The sequence below is a fragment of the Curtobacterium sp. PhB25 genome, assembly GCF_004365375.1.
GTDB lineage: Bacteria > Actinomycetota > Actinomycetes > Actinomycetales > Microbacteriaceae > Curtobacterium.
Genome location: NZ_SODR01000017.1, coordinates 1 through 22,266, shown reverse-complemented (window position 1 = coordinate 22,266; position 22,266 = coordinate 1). Strand labels below are relative to the sequence as shown.

24 protein-coding genes are annotated in these 22,266 nt (G+C 71.0%); 14 read left to right on the top strand and 10 right to left on the bottom strand.

Annotation, left to right across the window (positions count from 1 at the left end; genetic code table 11):
- Positions 1-206 precede the first annotated feature (206 nt).
- Positions 207-1,205 (bottom strand): LacI family DNA-binding transcriptional regulator, encoded by a 999-nt coding sequence (locus EDF51_RS19275; RefSeq protein WP_243837170.1) that lies wholly within the window; start codon positions 1,203-1,205, stop codon positions 207-209.
- Positions 1,206-1,368: 163 nt separating this feature from the next.
- On the opposite strand from EDF51_RS19275, the gene EDF51_RS19270 reads away from it, so the two are divergent.
- Genes EDF51_RS19270 through EDF51_RS19245 form a run of 6 tightly spaced genes read left to right on the top strand, consistent with a single transcriptional unit; the run spans position 1,369 to position 6,988 of the window.
- Positions 1,369-2,382 (top strand): nucleoside hydrolase, encoded by a 1,014-nt coding sequence (locus EDF51_RS19270; RefSeq protein WP_134196181.1) that lies wholly within the window; start codon positions 1,369-1,371, stop codon positions 2,380-2,382.
- A gap of 5 nt (positions 2,383-2,387) precedes the next feature.
- The gene (locus EDF51_RS19265) at positions 2,388-3,818 is read left to right on the top strand and encodes an MFS transporter (protein ID WP_134196179.1); all 1,431 of its coding nucleotides are present in this window, start codon (positions 2,388-2,390) and stop codon (positions 3,816-3,818) included.
- A complete protein-coding gene (locus EDF51_RS19260; protein WP_134196177.1) occupies positions 3,815-4,675 on the top strand; it encodes a ribokinase in 861 nt (286 codons plus the stop codon). Before EDF51_RS19265 ends, EDF51_RS19260 begins: the two co-directional genes overlap by 4 nt.
- A 30-nt stretch (positions 4,676-4,705) precedes the next feature.
- Complete coding sequence (locus tag EDF51_RS19255) at positions 4,706-5,650, top strand: Ppx/GppA phosphatase family protein (RefSeq protein WP_123294888.1); 945 nt, start codon at positions 4,706-4,708, stop codon at positions 5,648-5,650.
- Positions 5,651-5,669: 19 nt separating this feature from the next.
- A complete protein-coding gene (locus EDF51_RS19250; protein ID WP_134196175.1) occupies positions 5,670-6,380 on the top strand; it encodes a DUF998 domain-containing protein in 711 nt (236 codons plus the stop codon).
- Complete coding sequence (locus EDF51_RS19245; protein ID WP_134196173.1) at positions 6,377-6,988, top strand: helix-turn-helix domain-containing protein; 612 nt, start codon at positions 6,377-6,379, stop codon at positions 6,986-6,988. The genes EDF51_RS19250 and EDF51_RS19245 overlap by 4 nt, the downstream gene beginning before the upstream one ends.
- On the opposite strand, the gene EDF51_RS19240 is transcribed toward EDF51_RS19245, so the two are convergent.
- Positions 6,985-7,596 carry an antibiotic biosynthesis monooxygenase gene (locus tag EDF51_RS19240; protein WP_123294891.1) on the bottom strand — a complete coding sequence of 204 codons (612 nt, stop codon included), beginning with the start codon at positions 7,594-7,596 and terminating at the stop codon, positions 6,985-6,987. The genes EDF51_RS19245 and EDF51_RS19240 overlap by 4 nt on opposite strands.
- A gap of 66 nt (positions 7,597-7,662) precedes the next feature.
- Between EDF51_RS19240 and EDF51_RS19235 the strand changes: the two genes are divergently transcribed.
- Positions 7,663-8,106, top strand: a complete 444-nt coding sequence (locus tag EDF51_RS19235; RefSeq protein ID WP_123294892.1) for a DUF488 domain-containing protein — start codon at positions 7,663-7,665, stop codon at positions 8,104-8,106.
- Position 8,107: 1 nt separating this feature from the next.
- On the opposite strand, the gene EDF51_RS19230 is transcribed toward EDF51_RS19235, so the two are convergent.
- Entirely contained in the window at positions 8,108-8,923 is an 816-nt protein-coding gene (locus tag EDF51_RS19230; protein ID WP_133937556.1) for a hypothetical protein, read from the bottom strand.
- 69 nt (positions 8,924-8,992) lie between these two features.
- Complete coding sequence (locus tag EDF51_RS19225; protein WP_134196171.1) at positions 8,993-9,925, bottom strand: Ku protein; 933 nt, start codon at positions 9,923-9,925, stop codon at positions 8,993-8,995.
- A gap of 87 nt (positions 9,926-10,012) precedes the next feature.
- On the opposite strand from EDF51_RS19225, the gene EDF51_RS19220 reads away from it, so the two are divergent.
- The 7 genes from EDF51_RS19220 to EDF51_RS19195 all read left to right on the top strand — a co-directional run bounded on the left by EDF51_RS19220 (position 10,013) and on the right by EDF51_RS19195 (position 16,885).
- Complete coding sequence (locus tag EDF51_RS19220) at positions 10,013-11,491, top strand: hypothetical protein (RefSeq protein ID WP_131881848.1); 1,479 nt, start codon at positions 10,013-10,015, stop codon at positions 11,489-11,491.
- Positions 11,488-12,378 carry an SDR family oxidoreductase gene (locus EDF51_RS19215; RefSeq protein WP_123294896.1) on the top strand — a complete coding sequence of 297 codons (891 nt, stop codon included), beginning with the start codon at positions 11,488-11,490 and terminating at the stop codon, positions 12,376-12,378. The genes EDF51_RS19220 and EDF51_RS19215 overlap by 4 nt, the downstream gene beginning before the upstream one ends.
- On the top strand, positions 12,375-14,891 hold the full coding sequence (locus EDF51_RS19210) for an ATP-dependent DNA ligase (RefSeq protein WP_131881845.1): 2,517 nt from the start codon (positions 12,375-12,377) through the stop codon (positions 14,889-14,891). The genes EDF51_RS19215 and EDF51_RS19210 overlap by 4 nt, the downstream gene beginning before the upstream one ends.
- Before the next feature lie 178 nt (positions 14,892-15,069).
- On the top strand, positions 15,070-15,225 hold the full coding sequence (locus EDF51_RS20100; protein WP_159570798.1) for a hypothetical protein: 156 nt from the start codon (positions 15,070-15,072) through the stop codon (positions 15,223-15,225).
- 153 nt (positions 15,226-15,378) lie between these two features.
- Positions 15,379-15,993, top strand: a complete 615-nt coding sequence (locus tag EDF51_RS19205; RefSeq protein WP_235035797.1) for an RNA polymerase sigma factor — start codon at positions 15,379-15,381, stop codon at positions 15,991-15,993.
- Positions 15,990-16,559, top strand: a complete 570-nt coding sequence (locus EDF51_RS19200; protein ID WP_131881843.1) for a hypothetical protein — start codon at positions 15,990-15,992, stop codon at positions 16,557-16,559. The genes EDF51_RS19205 and EDF51_RS19200 overlap by 4 nt, the downstream gene beginning before the upstream one ends.
- A complete protein-coding gene (locus EDF51_RS19195; RefSeq protein ID WP_123937330.1) occupies positions 16,556-16,885 on the top strand; it encodes a hypothetical protein in 330 nt (109 codons plus the stop codon). Before EDF51_RS19200 ends, EDF51_RS19195 begins: the two co-directional genes overlap by 4 nt.
- A 3-nt stretch (positions 16,886-16,888) precedes the next feature.
- Here EDF51_RS19195 and EDF51_RS20095 read toward each other — a convergent pair whose 3' ends face one another.
- The 6 genes from EDF51_RS20095 to EDF51_RS19170 form a co-directional block, all read right to left on the bottom strand.
- Entirely contained in the window at positions 16,889-17,065 is a 177-nt protein-coding gene (locus tag EDF51_RS20095) for a hypothetical protein (protein WP_165901280.1), read from the bottom strand.
- A gap of 11 nt (positions 17,066-17,076) precedes the next feature.
- The gene (locus tag EDF51_RS19190) at positions 17,077-18,069 is read right to left on the bottom strand and encodes a TIM barrel protein (protein WP_131881841.1); all 993 of its coding nucleotides are present in this window, start codon (positions 18,067-18,069) and stop codon (positions 17,077-17,079) included.
- 159 nt (positions 18,070-18,228) lie between these two features.
- Entirely contained in the window at positions 18,229-18,912 is a 684-nt protein-coding gene (locus EDF51_RS19185; protein ID WP_131881839.1) for a fumarylacetoacetate hydrolase family protein, read from the bottom strand.
- A gap of 33 nt (positions 18,913-18,945) precedes the next feature.
- Entirely contained in the window at positions 18,946-19,161 is a 216-nt protein-coding gene (locus tag EDF51_RS19180; RefSeq protein ID WP_123339076.1) for a hypothetical protein, read from the bottom strand.
- Positions 19,142-19,492 carry a hypothetical protein gene (locus EDF51_RS19175; RefSeq protein WP_123937334.1) on the bottom strand — a complete coding sequence of 117 codons (351 nt, stop codon included), beginning with the start codon at positions 19,490-19,492 and terminating at the stop codon, positions 19,142-19,144. Before EDF51_RS19175 ends, EDF51_RS19180 begins: the two co-directional genes overlap by 20 nt.
- Positions 19,493-19,585: 93 nt before the next feature.
- Complete coding sequence (locus EDF51_RS19170; RefSeq protein ID WP_131881837.1) at positions 19,586-21,982, bottom strand: phosphoketolase family protein; 2,397 nt, start codon at positions 21,980-21,982, stop codon at positions 19,586-19,588.
- Between the last annotated feature and the right edge of the window lie 284 nt (positions 21,983-22,266).

The window sequence follows — 22,266 nt, the reverse complement described above, 5'->3', positions numbered from 1 at the left end:
AGCCCGGTTCAATACCGAGCTCACGCCCTCGCGGCCTAATCTGACTTCACGGTCCAACAAACCGGGACCAGTTCACAGGTACCGCGCCTCCCGTCCGTCGTCCGGTCGCGTCCACTGCCGCGGCCAGCGTTTTGCGGTGAGCGACACCTCGCGCGTTCCAGCACGCGTGAGGTGTCGCTGAGCGCGTGAGGTCGCGCGACCGGGCGCTACGCGCCGGTGCTCGCGCGCCGGACCAGGCGGGTGGGGAGCGCTACCGGCTCGGCCGCGGTGCCGTCGAGCGTCGCGAGCAGTCGTTCCGCGGCAGCGCGCCCGAGGTCGGCGCCGGGCAGGGCGACGCTCGTCAGGGCGGGGGCCGTGACCGAGGACGACGGCAGGTCGTCGAAGCCGGCGACCGCGAGCTCCCCGGGAACCGCGATGCCGAGCGAACCGGCGACGCGCAGGACACCGTAGGCGAGCGTGTCCGCTGCCGCGACGACCGCGGTGACGTCGTCGTCCTGCCAGGCCTCGATGACGTGCTCGGTGGCCGAGGCTGCGGCGTCCACGGTGAGGTCGGCGCGGGCGGTGACCTCGGACACGGTGATGCCCGCGGCGGCGCACTCCTGCTCGAAGAGTTCGCGGCGGACGCCGAACGTCGTCGCGCGCGAGGTCCCGTCGAGGTACCCGACGCGGCGGTGCCCCTGTTCGTGCAGGTGCGCGACGAGGTCGTGGACGCCGGGGGAGAGGTCGTAGTTGACCGCTTCGGAACCACCGGGGGCGTCGAGGAGCACCACGGGCACGCTCGCCGACATCGACTCGCCCGCGGCCGGGGCGTCGACGAGGATGCCCGCCGGACGGAGCCGTTCGAAGCGGCGGACGTCGGCTGCCAGGGGCTGCGCGCCGCGCTCGGTGACCGACAACACGAGCTGGAACCGGTCGCCGATGGTGTCCCGCACGCCGCGGATGACCTCGGCGAAGAAGGGGTTCGACAGGTCGGGGGCGATGAGGACGACCAGGTCGCCGCTGCCCCGCGCCAGGGAGCTCGCGGCGTGGTCGACGACGTAGCCGAGCTCGTCGACGGCATCGCGCACCCGCGTGGCGATCGGGACGGACACCCGGCCGCGGTCCTTGCCGTTGACGACCAGGGAGACCGTGGCGATGCTCGTTCCGGCGCGCTCGGCCACCATGGCAGCGGTCACACGGCGGCCCGGAGCGACGGATGAAGGCACGGGTCGATGCTACCGAGGACGCCTCGACGACTTGACGTCAAACGCTTGACGTGTTTCGATGTCAAACGCTTGACGCGCTGCGCGACGACGTTCTGTCGGACCGCGGATCCCCACCGCGTCGAGCACAGACCCCTCGATTCCCCGAAGAAGTGGAGCGCCCAGCGTGCCCAGTGCGACCCAGCCCGCGAAGATCATCCTCGACTGCGACCCCGGCCACGACGACGCCGTCGCCATCCTGCTGGCCCACGGCAACCCGGACATCGAGCTCCTGGCCGTCACCACCGTCGTCGGCAACCAGACGCTGCCGAAGGTCACCCGCAACGCCCTCGCCGTCGCGCGCATCGCCGGCATCACCGGGGTGCCGTTCGCCGCGGGCGCCGATCGTCCGCTCCTGCGCCAGATCGAGGTCGCCCCGGACATCCACGGCGAGAGCGGCCTCGACGGGCCGATGCTGCCGGAGCCCTCGTTCGAGCTCGACCAGCGGCACGCCGTCGACCTGATCATCGAGACGGTCATGGCGCACGAGCCCGGCACCGTCACGCTGGTACCGACCGGCGGTCTGACGAACATCGCCCTCGCGGCCCGCAAGGAACCCCGCATCGTCGAGCGCGTCAAGCAGGTCGTGCTCATGGGCGGCGGCGTGCACGTCGGCAACTGGAGCCCCGTCGCCGAGTTCAACATCGTCATCGACCCCGAGGCCGCGTCGATCGTCTTCGACGCCGGCTGGGACGTCGTCATGGTCGGACTCGACCTGACGCACCAGGCCCTCGCCACCCCGGAGGTCGCCGCACGCATCGCCGCCGTCGGCACCGCCCCCGCCGCGTTCGTCGGCGAGCTGCTCGACTTCTTCGGACAGACCTACAAGGACGCGCAGGGCTTCGACTCCCCGCCGGTGCACGACCCCTGCGCCGTCGCCTACGTCATCGACCCGACCATCGTCCGCGCCGTGAAGGTCCCGATCCACATCGAGACCCAGGGCACCCTGACGCTGGGCATGACCGTCGCCGACTTCCGTGCGCCCGCGCCGGAGGACTGCCGGACGAGCGCGGCCATGGAGCTCGACCACGAACGGTTCTGGGACCTGGTCGTCGACGCCCTCGAGCGCATCGGCGAGACCCCTGACACCGGCTGGACCCCGCGCGCCGCCACGACCACCACCACGACCCCGGAGATCTGAACACCATGACCACCACATCGACGAAGAAGTCGATCGGCGCCCTCACCGCGGCGCTCCTCGCAGCGTGCATCGCGTTCCAGCTCAACGCGAGCATGCTCAGCCCCGCGCTGGTCACGATGGCGCGCGAGCTCAAGACCGACGACGCCACGATCGGTCTCTCGCAGACCCTGTACTTCACGCTCGCGGCGCTGTTCTCGCTGTTCCTGCCGCGCCTGTCCGACATCGTCGGCCGCAAGCGCGTCCTGATCGGCATGCTCGCCGTGATGCTCGTCGGCAGCATCGTCGCCGCACTCGCCGTGAACGTGCCGATGCTGTTCGCCGGCCGGATCATCCAGGGTGTGACCGGTCCGGTCGTCCCGATCTGCCTGCTCGTCCTGCGCAACGAGATCGCCGACCCGAAGCGCTACGGCGCCGCGCTCGGTCTGCTCACCGCCGTGAACGGCGGCATCGCCGGGGTCGATGCCCTGGCCGGTGGCTGGATCGCCACGAACTTCGGGTTCCGCGGGATCTTCTGGGTCATCGCCGTCGTCACCGTCATCGCGCTGGCGCTCGTCGCCGTGTGGGGCGTGGAGTCGAAGCCGTCCGCCGGTACCCGGATGGACTGGATCGGTGTCGTCCCCCTGGTTGTGAGCGTCGGCGCACTGCTCACCGCGTTCAACGAGGCCGGCAAGCTCGGTGCCGCCAACCCGGCACTGGTGATCGGCGGTGCCGTCGTCGCGCTCGCCGCCTTCGCGGTCTTCTGGGCGGTCGAGTCACGCGTGAAGGAGCCGCTCGTCGAGACCCGGTTCCTCAAGCGCCGTGCCACGTGGGCGCTCCTCGCGACGACGTTCCTGACCATGACGGGCGTCTTCGCGGTCGTCAACGGTCTCGTCACGTCGCTCGCGCAGAACGGCGACGCCGGCTTCGGCATGGAGCCCGACCTCGCCTCGCTGGTGTTCCTCACCCCGTACGCGCTGGTCGGCTGGATCGTCGGTCCGTTCGCCGGACGCCTCGCGCCGACCATCGGCTACCGCGCCGTGCTCCGCTTCGGCCTGATCGGCAGCATCGTCTCGACGGTCCTGATGGCACTGGTGGGCGTGCACTCGCTGCCGGTCCTGGTCACCGCGACCGTCCTGATCGGCATCACGTACGCCGGCATCGCGAACATCATCCTGAACGGCCTGGGCATCGTGCTCTCGCCGGAGTCGAACCCCGGCTTCCTGCCCGGTCTGAACGCCGGTGCGTTCAACCTCGGTGCCGGGGTCAGCTTCGCCGTCCTGCCGGCGCTGCAGATCGCGCTCGGGGTCGGCGGGTCCGCGGGCACCGCCGGGTACTCGGGTGGCATGCTGCTCGGTGCCGTGATCACGACCGCCGCGCTCGCGATCTCGTTCCTCATCCCCCGCCCGGAGAGCGCCGAGACCACGTCCGTCGCGCCGCAGAAGGAGACCGTCCGTTGACCCAGACCATCGTGATCGTCGGATCGCTCAACGCGGACCTGGTGGTCCGGACCGAGCGGTTCCCGAAGCCCGGTGAGACCCTGCACGGGTCCGACCTGGCGATCCTGCCGGGTGGCAAGTCCGCCAACCAGGCGGTGGCTGCCGGGAGGCTCGGGGGCACGGTCCGCATGATCGGTGCGGTCGGTGACGACGGGAACGGTGCGCTGCTCCGCGACTCCGTCGCGGCTGCGGGTGCGGACACGACGCACGTCGCCGTCCGGGAGGGCGTGGCCACCGGCACCGCCGTCATCACGGTCGACGGCGCCGGGGAGAACACCATCGTGATCTCCGCCGGCGCCAACGGCACGCTGACGCCGGACGACGTGCCCGCCGACGCCTTCGACGACGCCGGCGTGCTCGGCCTCTGCCTCGAGGTCTCGATCGACGTCGTCCTCGCCGCAGCCCGGGCAGCGCACGCCGCCGGGGTCACGGTGCTGACGAACCTGTCGCCCTTCGGCGACGTCCCTGCCGAGCTGCTCGAGCTGACCGACGTCCTGCTCGTCAACGAGCACGAGGCCGAGTCGCTCGGCGAGCACGGTGTCGCCCGCTCGATCGTCACCCGCGGCGGCTCGGGCTGCGTCGTGCACGACGGTGAGGCGGACCCGGTGTCGATCGACGCCGTCCGGGTCGAGCCGGTGGACACGACGGGCTGCGGCGACGCCTTCATGGGTTCGGTGGCCCTGCGGCTGGCGGCGGGGGACTCCCTCGTCGACGCCGCACGGTTCGCGGTGGGGGTCGGGGCGTACGCCGCGACGAAGGCGGGCGCGCAGGCCTCGTACCCGACCACGGCGGAACTCGAGGCGTTCCTGCGGGCGTAGGGCGGGCCTCCAGGCAGCTAGCGTTGTGGCATGCGCGTGGGAGTCCTCGACATCGGGTCCAACACCGGCCACCTGCTCGTGGTGGACGCCCACGGCGGCGCCGCGCCGCTGCCGGCGTCCTCGTTCAAGCAGCCACTGCGGTTGGCCGAGCACCTCGACGACGCCGGGGCGGTGACGCCCGAGGGCGTCGACGCGCTGACGCGGTTCGTCGCGGACGCCGTCCGCGTCGCCGAGGAACGCGGCTGCGAGGACATGCTCGCCTTCGCGACCTCGGCCGTGCGCGACGCGGTGAACTCCGACGAGGTGCTCGCCCACGTCGAGGCCTCGACCGGGGTCGAACTGGCCGTCCTGTCCGGTGGGGACGAGGCGCGACTGACGTTCCTGGCGGTCCGGCGGTGGTTCGGGTGGTCCGCCGGACGGCTCGCGGTGTTCGACATCGGCGGCGGCTCGCTCGAGATCGCCGGGGGCGCCGACGAGGCGCCGGACGTCGCGTGGTCGATGCCGATCGGCGCTGCACGCCTGGCCCGGTCCTACTTCGCAGCCGGCACCCCGACCGAGGACGACGTCCGCCGCATCCGGCACGAGATCCGCGTGGAGATCGCCCGCGACGCCGGCAAGTTGCTCCGCGCCGGACGTCCGGACCGTGCCGTGGCGACCTCGAAGACCTTCCGGTCGATCGCGCGGATCTGCGGGGCGGCGCCCTCTGGTGCCGGTCCGCTCGTGCCGCGGGTGCTCGACGGCGACGTGCTCCGGTCGAAGCTGCCCGCGCTGCTGACGATGTCGGTCGACGAACTCGCGACGCTGCCCGGGGTGTCGGCGAGCCGGGCGCACCAGGTGGTGCCGGGAGCGCTCGTGGCCGAGGCCTGCCTCGACATCTTCGACCTGCCGGCGCTGGAGATCTGCCCGTGGGCCCTCCGCGAGGGCGTGATCCTCGAGCGGCTCGACCAGCTGTCGGTGCTGGGCAACTCCCAGTAGTGACCGTTATGGTCAGTACATGACCAAAACGGACACATCCCGTGCGCTCGTCCCCGGCGCACTCTGGACGGTCGCGGGAGTCGGATGGCTCGTCGGCGAAGCCGTCTCGGCGTCGGCGTTCCCCGGCTACAGCTACGCGACGAACTACATCTCCGACCTCGGGGTCCCCGACGTCGGCGCGTTCCAGGGGCGGTCCATCGACTCACCGCTGCACGTGCTCATGAACACGACGTTCATCGGGCAGGGCGTCCTGTTCGGGATCGCAGCGGTGCTCGCCGTCGTGGTGTTCCGTGCCGCGTCCCGCCGTGCGCGGGTGGCGACCGCGGTCCTCGCCGTGGTCCACCTGGTCGGGATGGTCCTGGTCGGCTCGTTCCACGGCAGCCAGACGAGCACCGACGGCGGCACCATCGTGTTCCACGTGCTCGGCGCGGCGGCAGCGATCACGACCGGCAACCTCGTGGCGATCACCGCCGGCATCGGGTCCCGGGCGCTGCGGGCGCCGGCGGCCTACCGGATCGCGAGCGTCGTGCTCGGGATCGTCGGCCTCGTCTCCCTCGTGATGCTCGTCGTGGACTCGTCGTCGACGGTGATCGACGTGCTCCCCGACGGCTTGTGGGAGCGTGCATCCGTGTACACGATCGTCGCGTGGGAGCTCATGACCGGGATCACCCTGCTGGTCGCGGGGACGCGGCGCCAGCGGGCGGCACGAGCCACGGTGGTCCGCGCATGATCCGCCCCGCGCGCCGTGCTCGGCCCTCTGCCGAGGAGATCAACGGGGACGTCCTGGACATCACCGCCGGACTCATCGCCCGCCGCGGCATCAAGGACACCGCCGTGCAGGCCGTCGCCGACCAGGCCGGCTACTCGAAGGCGGGCATCCTCGCCCGGTTCACGAGCAAGGAGCTGCTCGTCGAGGCCGCGCTCGCGCAGTGCGCCGTGCAGACCGAGGCGATCCGGGCAGCTGCCTCCGACGCCCCCGCGGGGGAGTCCCGCGACGCCGCGGCGCTCGCGGGGATCGCCGACCTCGCACTCGCCCGGCCGGGGTGGGCGGAACTCGCCCTCGCGGCGTTCACCCTGCGGCGCGGGGACGACGTCGGCGTCCGGCTCGAACCGGTCGCCGCGACGCTCCTCGACGTGTTCGGCATCGACATGGCCGACGCCACGGCCACCCCGCTGGACCGGCGGGCGCGGGTCTCCGGGGCGTTCGGTGCGATCGTGATGCTCGCGCTGACGTACGAGACCGAGGCCTCCGCCGCCGAAGCCCGGCCGCACATGCTGCAGATCGGGTGGGACGCCCTCGGCCACGGTGGGCCCGTGCCGCTCGGGTTCGTCGGTTAAGCCCGCTCGGACCTCGGCGGAGCCAGCAGCCACGGACGGATCAGCTTCGTCACGAAGGGCAGCACCCAGAACGTCATGATCGGTGTGAGCACGAGCGTCGTGATGAGCACCCGCGGCAGCGCTGCGAGTCCCGCGAACGACGGCACGAGCAGCCCGACGACGATCGTGAACGCCAGGTTCACCGGGAAGAAGCCGAGCCAGATGCTCACCGCCTGCTTCCACCGCGGGGGAGCGCTCGAGGCCGGGGCGTCCTGCGGGACGTCGAACCAGCCCTCGATGCCGGTGCGTTTCTCGACGCGGGACTCCACGACCAGGTCGCGACCGAGGTCGAGCCAGCGCAGCCGGTCGTCGGAGTTCTCCCACGTGGCCAGCGAGTCGTGGTCGGCGAAGCGGTAGAGCATGTGCCACTCGCGGGACTGCGCCCGGGACCGCACCCACCCGGAGCCGAGGAACCCCGGGTAGCGGTTGGCGAGGTTCACGCCGGACTGCACCCAGTGGGTGACCTCGGGGATGCGGTCGGGTTCGACCAGGCGGGTGATGGACACGGTGACGGGCGGGCCGGCGGTCTCGGGTGACGACTGCAGGCTCCCTGGCTCTTGTGGAGTCATGGGTCCAGTCTCGCGGACGCGTGTTACCGGCTCGTGTCGTGTCTCCGTCCGTGCTTGACTGGTCCGATGACGCCGCAGCGAATCATCGGGATCGGCTACGAGGGATCTGACCTCGACGGACTCATTGCAAAGCTGCGCCTCCGCGGTGTAGACCACGTCGTGGACGTCAGACTGAACCCGATCTCACGAAAGCGCGGCCTCTCGAAGACGGCGTTGCGGGCAGGGCTGGGCGCGGCGGGCCTCGGCTACAGCCACCTCCGCGCACTCGGAAACCCCAAGACGAACCGCGATGGTTTCGCAAGCACGACCGGCCCCGCGGCGGATGCAAGCCGGACTGCGTACCAGCAACTCCTGCGATCGGAAGCAGCGCAGGATGCACTCTCACAGATCCGGGAGCTCGCCACCGGCCATCGCGTCGCGCTGATGTGCTTTGAGGCCGACGGATCACACTGTCATCGGGAACTTGTCCTGGAGGCGCTCGGCGTCGGGGCGCTTGCCCTCGTGGTCTGACTCAGAAGAGCGTCGAACCCCAGTCCGAGTCCCTCGGTACGTGGTGGATTCCGAGCGCCGAGAAGCTCCTTCGTTTCGGAGGGTCGGCGATGTTGCCGACGAACAGCGATGTGCGCCGGTCGGAGCTGAACTGCTCATCGCCGAACTTGCGCTCGATCTGGGCTTTCAGCGCATCGTCCGAAAGGTGCCGCTGATGGTACTGCAGCGCCGACAGCTCGAAATCGAGCAGAGACGGTTCGTGACCGGGGCAACTCGCGGTGTCGCACCGGTACCGGATCTTCACCACGAACCGCGGCGGCTGCAGCGGCGCTCGTGCAGAGCCCGGATCGTCGAAGAGCGTCGGCTGTGAAACTGCGGCTTCGACCGCCCGCTGTTGCGATTGCGACCAGCCCTTGTGCCGGCTGATGACAAGGCGATCGAAGCGAGCCACATGCACAAGGCCGAGGGACTGAGAGTCCTGATGGCGGTGCACTCCCGCAATCAGATCGCACATGCTCGGGCCGATCAAGGTCGAGAGGACGCGTTCGCGTGCGGCTTTCTGTTTGAGGTTGGTCGTGACGCGAAGTGAGTCCCAGATCGGTCGACGACTCTCGTGGCGACTGTCTGACTTCGCGGGGATCGTGTCGACCTCGATCACGTCGTACTTCTTGAACTGCTGATCTGTCGAGAGATGCCGGAAGGGCACCGGGTACAGGCGGACCCAGTCGCGCCGGTCGCCATCGACGCGCACGCCGGCAACGCAGACCGTGTCGATGTAGGTGTTCGAGGGCTCGGGTGCCGCCTTGACCGTGACCAGCACCTGCATCCGTTCCGGCATTCGCCACCCCTCTCGCCCTGAAATCTCAGCATACTGGGCTGCGAGGCCGTCCGCATCGGGCGGCTCGGGCTAGCTCGCCTGCTTCTTCTCGGCGGGTGCCTTCTTCGCCGGGGGCTTCTTGGCGGGCGCCTTCTTCGTGGACCCAGACGCGCTCTTGTCCGAACCCGACGACGAACGTGAGCTCGACGCCGAACGCGACCCCGAGCCTCCTGTCCGCTTCTTGTCCACGGACGCACGCAGGGCGGCCATCAGGTCGAGGACGTCACCGCCCTCGCCCTCGTCGTCCTCGTCCTCCTTCGCGCCGAACGTCTTCTCGGTGTCGATGTCGTCACCGGCGTCGAGCTTGGCGTCGATGAGCTGCTGCAGTTCCTCTTGGTAGGAGTCGGTGTAGCGGTCGGGATCGAAGTCCGTCGACATGCTCTCGACGAGCGACGAGGACATCTTCAGTTCGTTCGCGCTGACCTTCACCGACGAGTCCAGCGCCGTGAAGTCGGCGGCTCGGACCTCGTCGCCCCACAGCAGCCCCTGCAGCAGGATCACGTCGTCGTGAACACGCAGCACGCCGAGCCGGGTCTTCTGGCGCAGCGTGAACTGCACGATCGCGAGCCGGTCGGTCTTCGCCAGGGTCTCGCGCAGCAGCACGTAGGCCTTCGGCGAGCGCGAGTCGGGCTCCAGGTAGTACGTCTTCTCGAACATCATCGGGTCGACCTGGTCGACGGGCACGAACTCGAGCACCTCGACCTCGTGCGACTGCTCCTCGGGGAGCTGCTTGAAGTCGTCCGCAGTGAGCACCACGGTCTTGTCGCCGTCGTCGTAGGCGCGCTGAATGTCGGCGTACTCGACCTCGTGCCCGAACTCGCAGACGCGCTTGTAGCGGATGCGGCCCTTGTCCTCGTCGTGGACCTGGTGCAGGGACACGTCGTGCGTCTCAGTGGCCGCGTAGACCTTGATGGGCACGTTGACGAGCCCGAACGCGATGGAGCCCTTCCAGATCGACCTCATGCGCACATGATGCCCGTGTCCGCACGGGAGCGCCCGCAGTGTCGCTGGATGCGACGGGATGTCCGCGGTCGCTGGTACCCATGACACATGTTCGAGGGGATCATGCGGACGGTGCAGTCGCTGACCGGAGCCGGGGTCGTGGTGGCGGTCGGGACGCTGCTCGTGTTCGTGCGCGGAGCGCTGCGACCGGCCGACCTGCAGCAGCGGATCGACGACCGGACAGCACGGTGGCTGATGCCCTTCCTGCGCTCGGGCGGTGCGGTGTCGCAGGCGCAACGACAGCAGATCGCCGCGCTGCTGCCGGCTCGCGACGACCCGACACCACCCGGGACGGAGGCGCTCGTCGCGCTCGAGCCATGGCTCCGGGACCCCGGTCGGACGCGTGCGGAACTCGTCGTGCGGTCCAGGGCGCACGCCGTCCGGCGGCTCGACGCTCACGACCGTGCCCTGAAGGGGGCGCCGACCTTGCGCGCGGCGCTCTGGAGGACACGGCTGGCCGGGTGCACGGACGAGCTCCGATCGCTCGTCGACGCCGCTGTGTGGCTCGTCCGCGCCGCCACCGACCGACGACGTCTCCGTCTGTCCGGGCATCTCGCCGCCTGGGTCGGTGGCGGCGGTGCGTTGCTGAGTGCGGTCGTGGTCGCCGGCGGCACGTCGCGGGGTGTGGCGGACGCCGCCGGCGAGATCAGTACCTCCGCGGCAGTCCTCGCACTCCTCGCCGCGCTGGTCGGCCCCGCGCGGCATCGGTTGTGCGCCGCCGCGGCGGACCTCCGAGCCCTCCCACCGCGCTTCCGCGTCGTGATGACGCTCGGAACCTTGGTGGTCCTCGCGCTCGTGGCCCTCTGGCAGACCGGCACCATCCGTGCCCTGTGGGCCTGGACGGCGCAGCTCGCCGACGACCTCCCGACCTCCTGGTCCGTGCTGCTCGGCGGAGCGGTGTCCGGGCTGATGCTCCTGGCGGTGGTCATCGGTGGGGTACGGTCCGCACTCACGCGTGGCGTCCCGCTGCACGACCGGTTGATGACCATCGGTGCGGTCGTCCTCCTCGGCGGCGCTGCCGTCGTCGGTGTCGTCGCTCTCGTACCGGTCGCGGCTCCGTTCCTCAGCGTCGCGACGATCGCATGGATCACCACGCTCGTCGGCGTCACCGTGGCGGCCGGTGTCGTGCGGATCACCGATGACCACCGCCTGGCGACTGGGCTCGCGGCGGCCGGCCGTCCGGTCCGTCGCGGCAGCTGGCCGTACGCGACCGCGTCGGTCGTGATTGCGTTCACGGCGGCCTGGATCCTGACGAGCGTGGTCGGCACGACGACCACCTCGGTGGTCGCGCAGCTCGTCGGGGTGGCCGCGGGACTCGCGCTGGGGCCGCTGTCCGTGTGGGCCGCTGTGTGCCTCTGGCTTGCCGATCGCCGCATCCGGCGGGCGGACGAAGCGTGGCGACTCGCTGGCGCGCCCGGCCGCACCGTCGCCGGCGGAGGCGAGAGTGCAGCCGCGTCGAGTGAGTCGTCCACAGATCCGGGTTCGCTGGACCGTCGACCGGTCGACGCGAGCACGATGGGCGCATGAGCCAGCTCGACAAGCAGGACCCGCGCTCGCAGTTCGCCAGGCCGCCGTTCCCCGCGCAGACGCAGCAGGGGTCCGGGCTGGCCAGTGCGATGGACCCGCCGCCCGACCACGGTGAGGTCTCCTACCTCGGCACGGGGCGCATGCGGGGGTACCGCGTGCTCGTCACGGGTGCCGACTCCGGCATCGGCCGAGCCGCGGCGATCGCGATGGCGAAGGAAGGGGCCGACGTCGCACTGAACTCCCTGCCAGAGGAGATCGACGACCTGACCGAGGTCCGTGACGTCATCGCCGACCTCGGTCGCAACGCCGTGATGCTGCCCGGTGACCTGACGGACGAGGGCTTCTGCGACGAACTCGTCCGGACGGCGGTGCGCGACCTCGGCGGGCTGGACGCCCTCGTCCTGGTCGCCGGACACCAGCTGGTGCACGAGGACGTCACCGAGCAGTCGACCGAGGACTTCGACCGCACGATGAAGGTCAACCTGTACTCGCTGTTCTGGCTGGTCCGGGCTGCCGTGCCGCACATGGCGCCGGGCAGCGCGATCGTGACGACGAGTTCGGTGTCCGCGTACCAGCCGCAGGACCGCATGATCGACTACGCGGCGACGAAGGCCGCGATCACCACCTACACCAACGGCCTCGCGCGGCAGCTCGCGGCGAAGGGCATCAGAGCGAACACCGTGGTGCCCGGGCCCGTGTGGACGCCACTGCAGCCGATCAGCTACCCGGGCGACGAGATCGCACGGTACGGCCAGGACACCCCCTTCGGCCGGCCGGCGCAGCCCGTCGAGCTCGGCAGCGCCTACGTGTACCTGGCGGGGCCGGAGTCGTCGTACACCTCGGGCACGACCCTGACGGTGGCGGGAGCGACCGGGGTGGCGCTGTGAGTCCGGCGGCCCGCAAGACCGTCGTCCTGGTCGGCGATCGGCGACTGGCGCTGACGAACACGGACAAGGTGCTCTACCCCGAGACCGGCACGACCAAGGGGCGGGTGATCGAGTACTACGAGCGTGTGGCGCCGTGGATGATCCCGCACGTCAAGGACCGTCCAGTGACCCGGAAGCGGTGGGCGAACGGCGTCGACGGCAAGGTCTTCTTCGAGAAGAACCTGCCGGACTCCGCGCCCGACTGGGTCCGCCACCACACCATCCACCACTCCGAGCACGACAACGAGTACCCGATCGTCGACGACCTGCCGACCCTCGTGTGGATGGCGCAGCAGGCCGCGCTGGAGCTGCACGTGCCGCAGTGGCGGTTCGGCCCGCGCGGTGGGCAGCAGAACCCGGACCGGCTCGTGCTCGACCTGGACCCCGGCGAGGGCGTCGGCCTGCCCGAGTGCGTCGAGGTGGCGGTCGCGGCACGCGAGATCCTGCACGGCATGGGGCTCGACCCGTACCCGGTGACCTCCGGTTCGAAGGGGATCCACCTCTACGCCGCCCTCGACGGCCGGTCGACCACGGCGAACGTCTCCGACGTCGCGCACGAACTCGCGAAGGCGCTCGAGCACGACCTGCCCGACCTGGTGCTGTCGTCGATGAGCCGGGCCGAGCGGACGGGCAAGGTGTTCGTCGACTGGTCGCAGAACAACGGCAACAAGACGACGATCGCGCCGTACTCGCTGCGCGGCCGCGAGCGGCCGACGGTCGCAGCACCCCGCACCTGGAAGGAACTCGAGGAACGCGGGCTCGCGCAGCTCACGTTGGACGAGGTCCTCGAACGCCTGCAGGCGCACGGGGACCACCTGCACCCGGTCGCCTCCGCCTCGCTTGCCGTCGGGCGCGACGACCACGGTCACTGGGACAGCGACCGGACCGAGCGTGCGAACGAGGCCGAGCAGCCGGCTCGCGACCGGCTCACCGCCTACCGCGCGAAGCGCGACGCCTCGAAGACGCCGGAGCCGGTGCCCGAAGGAGCCCCCACGGTCCGGAAGGACGGCACCCCGACGTTCGTGATCCAGGAGCACCACGCCACCCGCGACCACTACGACTTCCGGCTGGAGCACGACGGTGTGCTGGTGAGCTGGGCATTGCCCAAGGGCGAACCGACCGACCCGGGCAAGAACCACCTGGCCGTGCAGACCGAGGATCACCCGCTCGAGTACGGCGCGTTCGAGGGCACGATCCCGAAGGACGAGTACGGCGGCGGCACGGTCACGCTCTGGGACGACGGCACCTACGAGCTCGAGAAGTGGCGCGAGGGCGAAGAGGTCATCGTCACCCTGCACGGTCGGACCGGCGGCGCTCGCCGACTGGCGCTCCTGCACACCCGCGGCCGGGGCGGGGCGGGCGACGAGAAGAACTGGCTCATCCACCGCACGAAGGAGCAACCCGACCGGCTGGCGGACGCCGGCGGCGCGACGGACGCGGGGCGGGCCTCCCGTCCCTCTGCCGCGCACCGAGACGGACAGCGGCGCATCAGCGGAGCCAGCCCCGCGGACACCGCTCCAGGGGACCGACGGACCATGCAGGCCACCCTGGCGAAGGACGCACCCCGGCTGGACCCGGCCGACTGGGCGTTCGAGATGAAGTGGGACGGCGTCCGTGCGCTCGCCACCGTCCGGGACGGCTCGGTCACGCTGCGGAGCCGGAACGACAACGACCTGACGGAGCAGTACCCGGAACTCCAGGAACTCGGCGACCGTGCCGGGGTCGACGGCGTCTTCGACGGCGAGATCGTCGCGTTCGACGACCGGGGGCGCCCGAGCTTCCAGCTCCTGCAGAACCGGATGGGCCTGACGAAGGCGCGCGAGGTGCGGGCGGCGCAGCAGACGACCCCCGTGCGGTTCCTGGTCTTCGACGTGCTCGAGGCCGACGGGCACGAAGTCACCCGCCTGGCGTACGACGCCCGGCGGCAAGCGCTCGAGACGGTCGTCGAGCCCGGCGGGGCGATCGACGTGCCGCCGGCCTCGCAGGGTGACCTCGACGGCGTGATGGCGTCGTCGCAGGAGCAGGGCCTCGAAGGGGTCGTCGCGAAGAAGCGCAGCTCGAAGTACGCCGAGGGCAGGCGGTCCGAGGCCTGGCTGAAGCTGAAGCACCACGCCACGCAGGAAGTCGTGGTCGGTGGGTGGAAGCCTGGCAGTGGTCGTCGAGCGGGTGGGATCGGCTCGTTGCTGCTCGGCGTGCCCGGTCCGGACGGTCTCGAGTACGTCGGCAAGGTCGGCACCGGGTTCCGTGACCGCGACCTCGACGAGATCGCCGCAGCGCTGCGACCGCTCGACCGGAAGGCCTCGCCGTTCGTCGACGTGCCCCGGATCGACGCACGGGACGCGCACTGGGTGACGCCGAAGCGGGTGGGCGAGGTCGAGTTCGCCGAGTGGACCGGTGACGGACGCCTCCGGCAGCCGTCCTGGCGGGGCTGGCGGCCGGACAAGGACCCCGAGGACGTGGTGCGCGAGCACTGACCTGCTCGCCGGACCGGCCGCCCTGTGCCAGCTCGCGAACGCGCTGATGCGTGCGCATGGGGTCCGCCCGTGGCGAAATTCCGTCCCCCGTCCGGCGCCCGGGCGGGGGACGTTTCCACCCGTCCGGCCGCCGGTCCGCCGCCGACTGTTACGTTCGCCGGGACGAAAGGGCCTGGGGATGAGCTCGAGCAAGTACCTGCCGCCGTACACGGCCGAGGAACGCGTCGCGATCAACGGGGATCGTGCCGCACGGATCCCGGTCGATCCGGGGGCCGTGGTGACCGACACCGAAGCGACCTACGCGGACTTCCTCGCCGACGAGACCGACGAGTAGCCGCCGGGGCGGGGGAGAAGACGGCCCGTGCACCGGATCAGGGAGCGCACGGGCCGCCGTCGAAGCACCGTGACCGACCCTTCAGGGATGGCCGGCCACGGCGCGCTCGCACCAGGCGCGCGGAGGCGTACCTGGTAGGCACGTACTAAGGACGTGACGAACACCCGATTCGTCACACGAGAATCCGAGATCCGCGAAGAGGAGCTGCTCCTGTCCAGCGACGAAGCCCTCGCGGCGTTGTCCGACGCCTCGCTCGTCGAGCGCAGCGCCGACGGCGACACGGCCGCGTTCGGGGTGCTGATCCGTCGGTACGGACCGCACATGCGGGCCTACGCGGCTCGGATCCTCGGGTACGGCGACGGCGAGGCCGACGACGCCGTCCAGGAAGCCGCACTGCAGGCCTGGCAGCGCATCGACCGGGTCGAGGACCCGGAGCGGGTGCGCAACTGGCTCTTCCGGATCGCGGCCAACAAGGCCCTCGACCGGCTCCGCGGGCGGCACCCGCACGCCGACCTCGAAGCGATGGTCGACGCCCCGGACGAACGACCCGTCGACGAGGTGGTCGCCACCCGGATGCAGGTGCGGGAACTCGCGCGTATCGTGCAGGCACTCCCGGATGCACAGCGCGCCGTCTGGGTGATGCGCGAGGTGGGTGGGGCGCCCTACGCCGAGATCGCCGAGGCGACCGGGTTGCCCGCGCCGACCGTCCGCGGGCTGCTCGCACGTGCGCGGCGACACGTGCTCGAACAGATGGAGGGGTGGCGATGACCGACGACGTCGACGACCGTCACGGTGCCTTCACGCTGGACGAACTCTCCGACTACCTCGACGCCGACCGAACGCCTGTCCGGGCGGACATCGAGGGTGATCCCGAAGCCGTCGCCGCACTCGAGCGGCTGCAGGCCCTGCGGGTGGCATCACGGGACCTGCTCGACACCGAGGCATCGGCGGACGGCGACGAGCGCTGGATCAGCTCGGTGCTCGCGTCCATCCGGACGACCGCCCACGCCGGACGGGACATCCCGGTCCCCGACGACGACCCGGCCGCGCACCTGGTCGTGACCGAGGGGGCTCTGCGCGGACTCGTCCGCACCCTCGGTGACGACGTGCCCGGTGTCGTCGTCCGGCGGACCCGGTTCAGCGGGGACGTCGGAGTCCCCGGCGGCGCCGTGGACGTCGACGTCACCATCGTGGCCACGCTCGAGGCATCGGTGTCGGACCGTGCCGAGGCGCTCCGGGCGCACATCACGTCGGTGCTCGGCGCGCACGCACCGTTCCGGATCCGCAGTGTCGTCGTCCGCGTCGCCGACGTCGTGGTCGGGGGCACATCGTGACCGCGGACGTCCGGGTGCTCTCCCGCGAACTCACCTCCGTCGTCCTCGCGGTGCCGGGCGTCCGGTCGGTCCTGCCGCCCGGACCCGGGCTCGCCACGCTCGTCCGCGACGTCCGCTCCGTGCTCGAGATCCCGCGGGACGGTGGGGCCGTGCTCGTGCAGGACCGCCCGGACGGGGCGCGGATCCGCGTGGTCGTCACGACCGACCGGGCCGTGCCGACGATCACGGTCATCCGGGCCGTGCGTGACGCCGTCGTGACCGCAGCGCGCCACTCCCTCGGGGCATCGCCCTCCGACGTCACGGTCCGCGTCGTCGAGATCGACTGAGCGTCAGGCGGCCGGTGCCGGTCCGTCCGACGGCTCGGCGTCGTCCGCGACGGGGAGGTCCTCGTCGACGAGCTCGTCCTCGCCGGGCTCGGACACCTCGGCCGCAGCGGCCTTGGCCTCGTCGATGGACTCCTGCGAGCGGCGGAGGAGGTCGTCGTCGTGTGCAGTCTGGTCGCTCATGCTCCAGGAGGCTACGCGGGCGTGCCTGTGTCGGCGTCCCGGCGTCCGGCCGGGCGGTGCGATCCCCAGTGTGTCCTGCCCCGCGGATCAGTCCTCGGGTGGGGCGGTTCGAAGTCGACCGCTGAGGTCGGAGCTGGAGACGAGGGCATCGCCGGTGCGGCCGGTGCGCCGTACGCGTCCGCCGCATCGAGCACGGCGCGCGTCGCCGCAGCGGCCGTCCGCAGGGCGTCGCCGATCGGCATCGCCCGGTGGCCGGGGGTCCGGACCTCGACGCCCCACGGCTCGTCGAAGCCGAGCTCCCGGACGGTGCGCACGAGCCCCGGCAGGTCCCACGCGCCCGCTCCGGGCAGGTACCGTGCCTCGCGGGCCTCTTCGGACAGGGTCATGCCTGCCGGGGTGTGCAGGAGCCCGTCGCTCAGTTCGACCGCCGCGAGCGTCGCGGGCGCGACCGCCTGGCGGATCGACGCCAACGTGGACCCGCCCCGCAGGGTGTGCATCGCGTCGAGCAGCAGCCCGCCGTTCGGGTGACCCGCCGCCACGACGAACCGCGAGGCCCGTTCGATCGTCGGCAGGTTCGACCACGGCTCGGGTTCGAGGACGAGCTGCGCGCCGACGGCCGCGGCCTGGTCGGCCAGCACGGTCCAGTCGTCGGCCATCGTGATCGGTGAAGCGCCGGGCAACGTCGTGTCGGCACGAGCGATCACCTGCCAGGCCCGGAGCGCCGCGGCGGCCTCGAGGACCACCCCGCGGTCGGCGGCGTCGTCGTCGGTCCGGCTCGTGCACGTCCACCAGCGGTCGAGCGGCCCCAACTGGACCCAGACGATCCCCGCGCCGTCGAGCATGCGGCGGAGTTCGGCGAAGCCCGTCGTCGCACGCACCTCGTGCAGGTCGTCGAGCGACAACGAGAGCCCGGCGAACCCAGCGGCACCGACCACGTGGACCCGTTCGCTGATGGGCTCGTCGCCCGCCCACGTCCACGACGTCGCCAGCAGATCGTGTTCCATCACGGCCGTACCTCCGTCATCCCGGAGCAGCTGCAGACGCCCGTCGCGATGGTCCTGCCCCGTGTGTGCGACGCCGCGATCCCCACCTGGCGTCGCACCAGGGATACCCGGCGTGTCTGCGAGCCCTCCCAGCGGCGCGTCACACTGCGGAAACGCCGGTCAGACGATGCGGGTGCGGACCGTGCCGATGCCGGCGATCGTGCCGACGACGAGTTGTCCGCGTTGCAGGACCCCGACCCCCTCGGGCGTCCCCGTCATGAGCAGGTCCCCTGGGGCGAGCGTCACCGATCGCGACAGCGCCGCGATCGTCTCCGCCACGGACCAGATCTGCTCGGCCAGGTCACCGACCTGCCGTCGTTCGCCGTCGACGACGAGCTCGATCGCACCAGCCGTCGGGTCGATGCCCTGCGCCGGGACGATCGCGCCGATCGGTGCCGAGGCGTCGAACCCCTTCGCCGTGTCCCAGGGCCGACCGAGACGCTTGGCCTCGGCCTGGAGATCGCGTCGGGTGAGGTCGATGCCCACCGCGTAGCCCCAGACGTGGGTGAGCGCGTCGTCGACGCTGATGTCCGCGCCGCCGGTGCCGATCGCGACGACCAGTTCGACCTCGTGCTCGAGCTGCGCCGTCTGCGGCGGGTACGGGGTGTCCGCGTCGTCGACGACGACGGCGTCCGCCGGCTTGGTGAAGAAGAACGGCGGCTCGCGATCTGGGTCGTGACCCATCTCGCGTGCGTGCGCCGCGTAGTTCCGACCGACGCAGAAGACGCGTCGGACGGGGAAGCGTGCGCCCGTGGTCGTGGGGACGGTCGGGAGGCTCGGGGCCGGGATGACGAGGTCGGTCACGGTCTCAGCGTGGCAGGCTCGCAGGGCGTCGGTTCAGCTCTCACCGAAGGACGCCTCGTACTTGAGCTTCCGCGCGCGGGCGCGCTCCTGCCGTTCGCGCCACTCGATCCGCATCTGCGCGAGCTCTTCTTCGGCGCCCTTGGCGCGCATCAGCGGACCGTAGTGGGGGCTCGCGAGGAGCCGTGGTGTCGTCATCTCGCGGTTGTCGAGCCATCGTTTGAACTCTTCATCAGTCAGCGTCGAGATCATCTGCGTGCACTCCTTCCTGTTGTCTCCGGGCTTCCGCTCGTGCTGCCTCGAAGTCAGCGAGCGCCGTGGACGTCCATGTGTCGTCATCAGTCGTCCAGCTCCGGGTCACCAGTGCCGCGGACATCACGGCAGCTGCCGCGCGCCTGTCCTCGTCATCCGAGGTTGCTCGGTCAGCGACCCACGACCAACGCTGCCACCAGAGGTCGCGATGCCCCAAGAACTCCGTATTTCGCCGACCGGCGCGCCCGTCGAGCACCGAGGCGACGAGTGCGCCCACTGCGACGGACGCGCTCGTGACCGACACGAGTGCACTGATCCAGCCGATGTCCATGCCCGCCACCCTGACGCCACAGGGCCGGCCACGCGGCGGGCGTGACCGGTTCTGTGGACGGTGATCCGGGCCTCCCGGCCTGTGCAGGAGGGATCAGGCAGACGGGCCCTGCGGCCACCCCGAGAACTCCCACCCGTCGACGGTCGGGTGGTCCTCGCCCCGTGAGTAGGCGTACTCGCGGGCCGCGTCCCGTGCGGCGGACAGCCGGTCGAGCAACTCGGCGTGTGCACCCGCATCGACCCGCGTCAGGGCGTCGTGCGCCAGCGCGAAGCGGTCCATCTCGTTCCGCATGAGCATGTCGAACGGCGACGTCGTCGTGCCCTGCTCCAGGAACCCGTGCACGTGCAGGTCGTCGTGGCCGTTGCGCCGGTAGGTCAGCTGGTGCACCAGCGACGGGTACCCGTGGAACGCGAACACCGTCGGGGTCCCGGGCAGGAAGAGCTCGTCGTACCGCTCGTCGGGGATCGGGTGCTCGTGCTTCCGGGGATCGCCGAGGGCGAGCAGGTCGACGACGTTGACGACCCGGACGCCGACCCCGGGAGCGTGCTGCCGGATGATGTCCGCGGCGGCGACCGCCTCGACCGTGGGGACGTCCCCGGCGCAGGCGAGGACGACGTCGACGCGACCGACGGACTGCTCGGTACCGGCCCAGTCCCAGACCCCGAGACCTGCGTCCGCGTGGGCGACGGCGTCCTCGAGGGACAGGAAGACGGGCTCGGGGTGCTTCCCGGCGACGATCACCTCGATGCGGTCGGTGGTCTCGAAGGCGTGTGCCGCGACGGCGAGCAGCGTGTTGGCGTCGGCGGGCAGCTTGATCCGGACCAGGTCCTGCTGCTTGGACGCGACGACGTCGAGGAACCCGGGGTCCTGGTGGGAGAACCCGTTGTGGTCCTGCCGCCAGACGTGCGACGACAGCAGGATCGACAGGTTCGACACGGGCGCACGCCAGTCGATGTCGGTCGAGGACTCGAGCCACTTGGCGTACTGCCCGACCATCGAGTCGATGATGTGGGCGAACGCCTCGTAGGTGTTCAGGAGCCCGTGCCGGCCGGAGAGGACGTAGCCCTCGAGCATGCCCTCCAGCAGGTGCTCGGACAGCACCTCGGTCACGCGTCCACGGGCAGCGAGGTGCTCGTCGCCGACCGCGCGTTGTGCCCGCCACACGCGCGAGGTGACGTCGAAGACGGCGTCGAGCTTGTTCGAGATCGTCTCGTCCGGGCCGAAGAGCCGGAACGACGACGGGTTCTTCGTGATCAGCGCTGCGAGCCACGGGCCGAGCGTGCCGGTGGCCGAGGCCGTCGAGCCGGCGGGGACCCCGTACGCGTTGAGCGCGGGCCGGTCGAGGGCCGTCCGGATGCGCCCGCCGTTGGCGTGGGGAGTGGCGCTCATCCGGTCGTCGCCGGTGGGACGGATCGTCGTCATGATCCCGACGGGGTTCCCGTCCGCGTCGAAGAGCTCCTCGGGTCGGTAGGACCGCATCCACTCCTCGAGCTGGGCGCGGTGTGCGGAGTTCTCGCGGACCTCGGACAGCGGCACCTGGTGGGCGCGGAACGTCCCCTCGACCTGCTGGCCGTCGACCTCCTTCGGCCCGGTCCACCCCTTCGGGCTGCGGAGGATGATCATCGGCCAGCGCGGGCGCAGGTCGGCGGCGCCGGCGGGTTGCCCGGCAGCCGCACGTTCGGCCTGCGCCCGAGCTGCCGCCTGGATGTCGTCGATCGATGCGAGCGCTCGACGCAGAGCACCGTCGAACAGGGCGTGCACGGCGTACGGGTCGTCGTCGACCCGCTTCGAGTCCACCACGATCGGGTCGTACCCGAGGCCGCGGAAGTACGCGGTCAGGTCCTCACCGGGGATGCGGGCGAGGACGGTGGGGTTCGCGATCTTCCACCCGTTGAGGTTGAGGATCGGGAGCACGGCACCGTCGGACACCGGGTCGAGGAAGGTGTGTGCCTGCCACGACCCCGCGAGCGGGCCGGTCTCCGCCTCGCCGTCGCCGACGACGCACGCGACCACCAGGTCGGGGTTGTCCAGGGCCGCTCCGTACGCGTGGGCGAGGGAGTAGCCGAGTTCGCCGCCCTCGTTGATGGACCCGGGTGTCTCCGGTGCCGCGTGCGACGGGATCCCGCCGGGGAACGAGAACTGCCGGAAGAAGCGCTGCAGGTCGTCGTCCGCGTACAGCTCGCCCCACGTGCCGTCGAGCCAGGCGTTCGCGTTCATCGCGGGGCCGCCGTGGCCCGGGCCGCAGACGTAGAGGAACTCATGTCCGGTCTCGGCGATCAGCGCGTTGCAGTGCGCGTACACGAGGTTGAGGGCGGGTGAGGTGCCCCAGTGTCCGAGCAGCCGGGGCTTGATGTCGTCGGGCTCGATCGGCCGCCCCAACAGCGGGTTGTCCAGCAGGTAGATCTGCCCGACCGTCAGGTAGTTGGCGGCACGCCACCAGGCGTCGACCGCCCGGAGTCGGTCGGTGGTGGAGAGCTGTACAGGAGCCATGCCCCCACGCTACGAAATGCCGGCCCCGTGAACCTCAGGAAACCCGTTCCAAACCGATCGCGGGGGTGCACCGAATGAGTTGCACAGGGCAAAAGCCCAGGGCGCTCTCCGGTCAGACATGGCCGTTGTTCAGCGTACGCACAGGAGCATACGTCGGCCGTCGGCCGGGTGCCCACACAGCAAAGGACAGATCACCATGCGCAAGAGCCTGAAGACCTCCATCACCCTCGCCACGACCGGCGCCCTCGTGCTCGGCGGTGCCGCGTTCGGCATCTCCTCCGCCC

Bases quoted from the DNA above. Each gene is read 5' to 3' on its own strand.
- EDF51_RS19265 (WP_134196179.1), top strand. From the start codon at position 2,388: ATGACCACCACATCGACGAAGAAGTCGATCGGCGCCCTCACCGCGGCG.
- EDF51_RS19255 (WP_123294888.1), top strand. From the start codon at position 4,706: ATGCGCGTGGGAGTCCTCGACATCGGGTCCAACACCGGCCACCTGCTC.
- EDF51_RS19250 (WP_134196175.1), top strand. From the start codon at position 5,670: ATGACCAAAACGGACACATCCCGTGCGCTCGTCCCCGGCGCACTCTGG.
- EDF51_RS19245 (WP_134196173.1), top strand. From the start codon at position 6,377: ATGATCCGCCCCGCGCGCCGTGCTCGGCCCTCTGCCGAGGAGATCAAC.
- EDF51_RS19240 (WP_123294891.1), bottom strand. From the start codon at position 7,596: ATGACTCCACAAGAGCCAGGGAGCCTGCAGTCGTCACCCGAGACCGCC.
- EDF51_RS19235 (WP_123294892.1), top strand. From the start codon at position 7,663: ATGACGCCGCAGCGAATCATCGGGATCGGCTACGAGGGATCTGACCTC.
- EDF51_RS19230 (WP_133937556.1), bottom strand. From the start codon at position 8,923: ATGCCGGAACGGATGCAGGTGCTGGTCACGGTCAAGGCGGCACCCGAG.
- EDF51_RS19225 (WP_134196171.1), bottom strand. From the start codon at position 9,925: ATGAGGTCGATCTGGAAGGGCTCCATCGCGTTCGGGCTCGTCAACGTG.
- EDF51_RS19220 (WP_131881848.1), top strand. From the start codon at position 10,013: ATGTTCGAGGGGATCATGCGGACGGTGCAGTCGCTGACCGGAGCCGGG.
- EDF51_RS19215 (WP_123294896.1), top strand. From the start codon at position 11,488: ATGAGCCAGCTCGACAAGCAGGACCCGCGCTCGCAGTTCGCCAGGCCG.
- EDF51_RS20100 (WP_159570798.1), top strand. From the start codon at position 15,070: ATGAGCTCGAGCAAGTACCTGCCGCCGTACACGGCCGAGGAACGCGTC.
- EDF51_RS19200 (WP_131881843.1), top strand. From the start codon at position 15,990: ATGACCGACGACGTCGACGACCGTCACGGTGCCTTCACGCTGGACGAA.
- EDF51_RS20095 (WP_165901280.1), bottom strand. From the start codon at position 17,065: ATGAGCGACCAGACTGCACACGACGACGACCTCCTCCGCCGCTCGCAG.
- EDF51_RS19190 (WP_131881841.1), bottom strand. From the start codon at position 18,069: ATGGAACACGATCTGCTGGCGACGTCGTGGACGTGGGCGGGCGACGAG.
- EDF51_RS19180 (WP_123339076.1), bottom strand. From the start codon at position 19,161: ATGATCTCGACGCTGACTGATGAAGAGTTCAAACGATGGCTCGACAAC.
- EDF51_RS19175 (WP_123937334.1), bottom strand. From the start codon at position 19,492: ATGGACATCGGCTGGATCAGTGCACTCGTGTCGGTCACGAGCGCGTCC.
- EDF51_RS19170 (WP_131881837.1), bottom strand. From the start codon at position 21,982: ATGGCTCCTGTACAGCTCTCCACCACCGACCGACTCCGGGCGGTCGAC.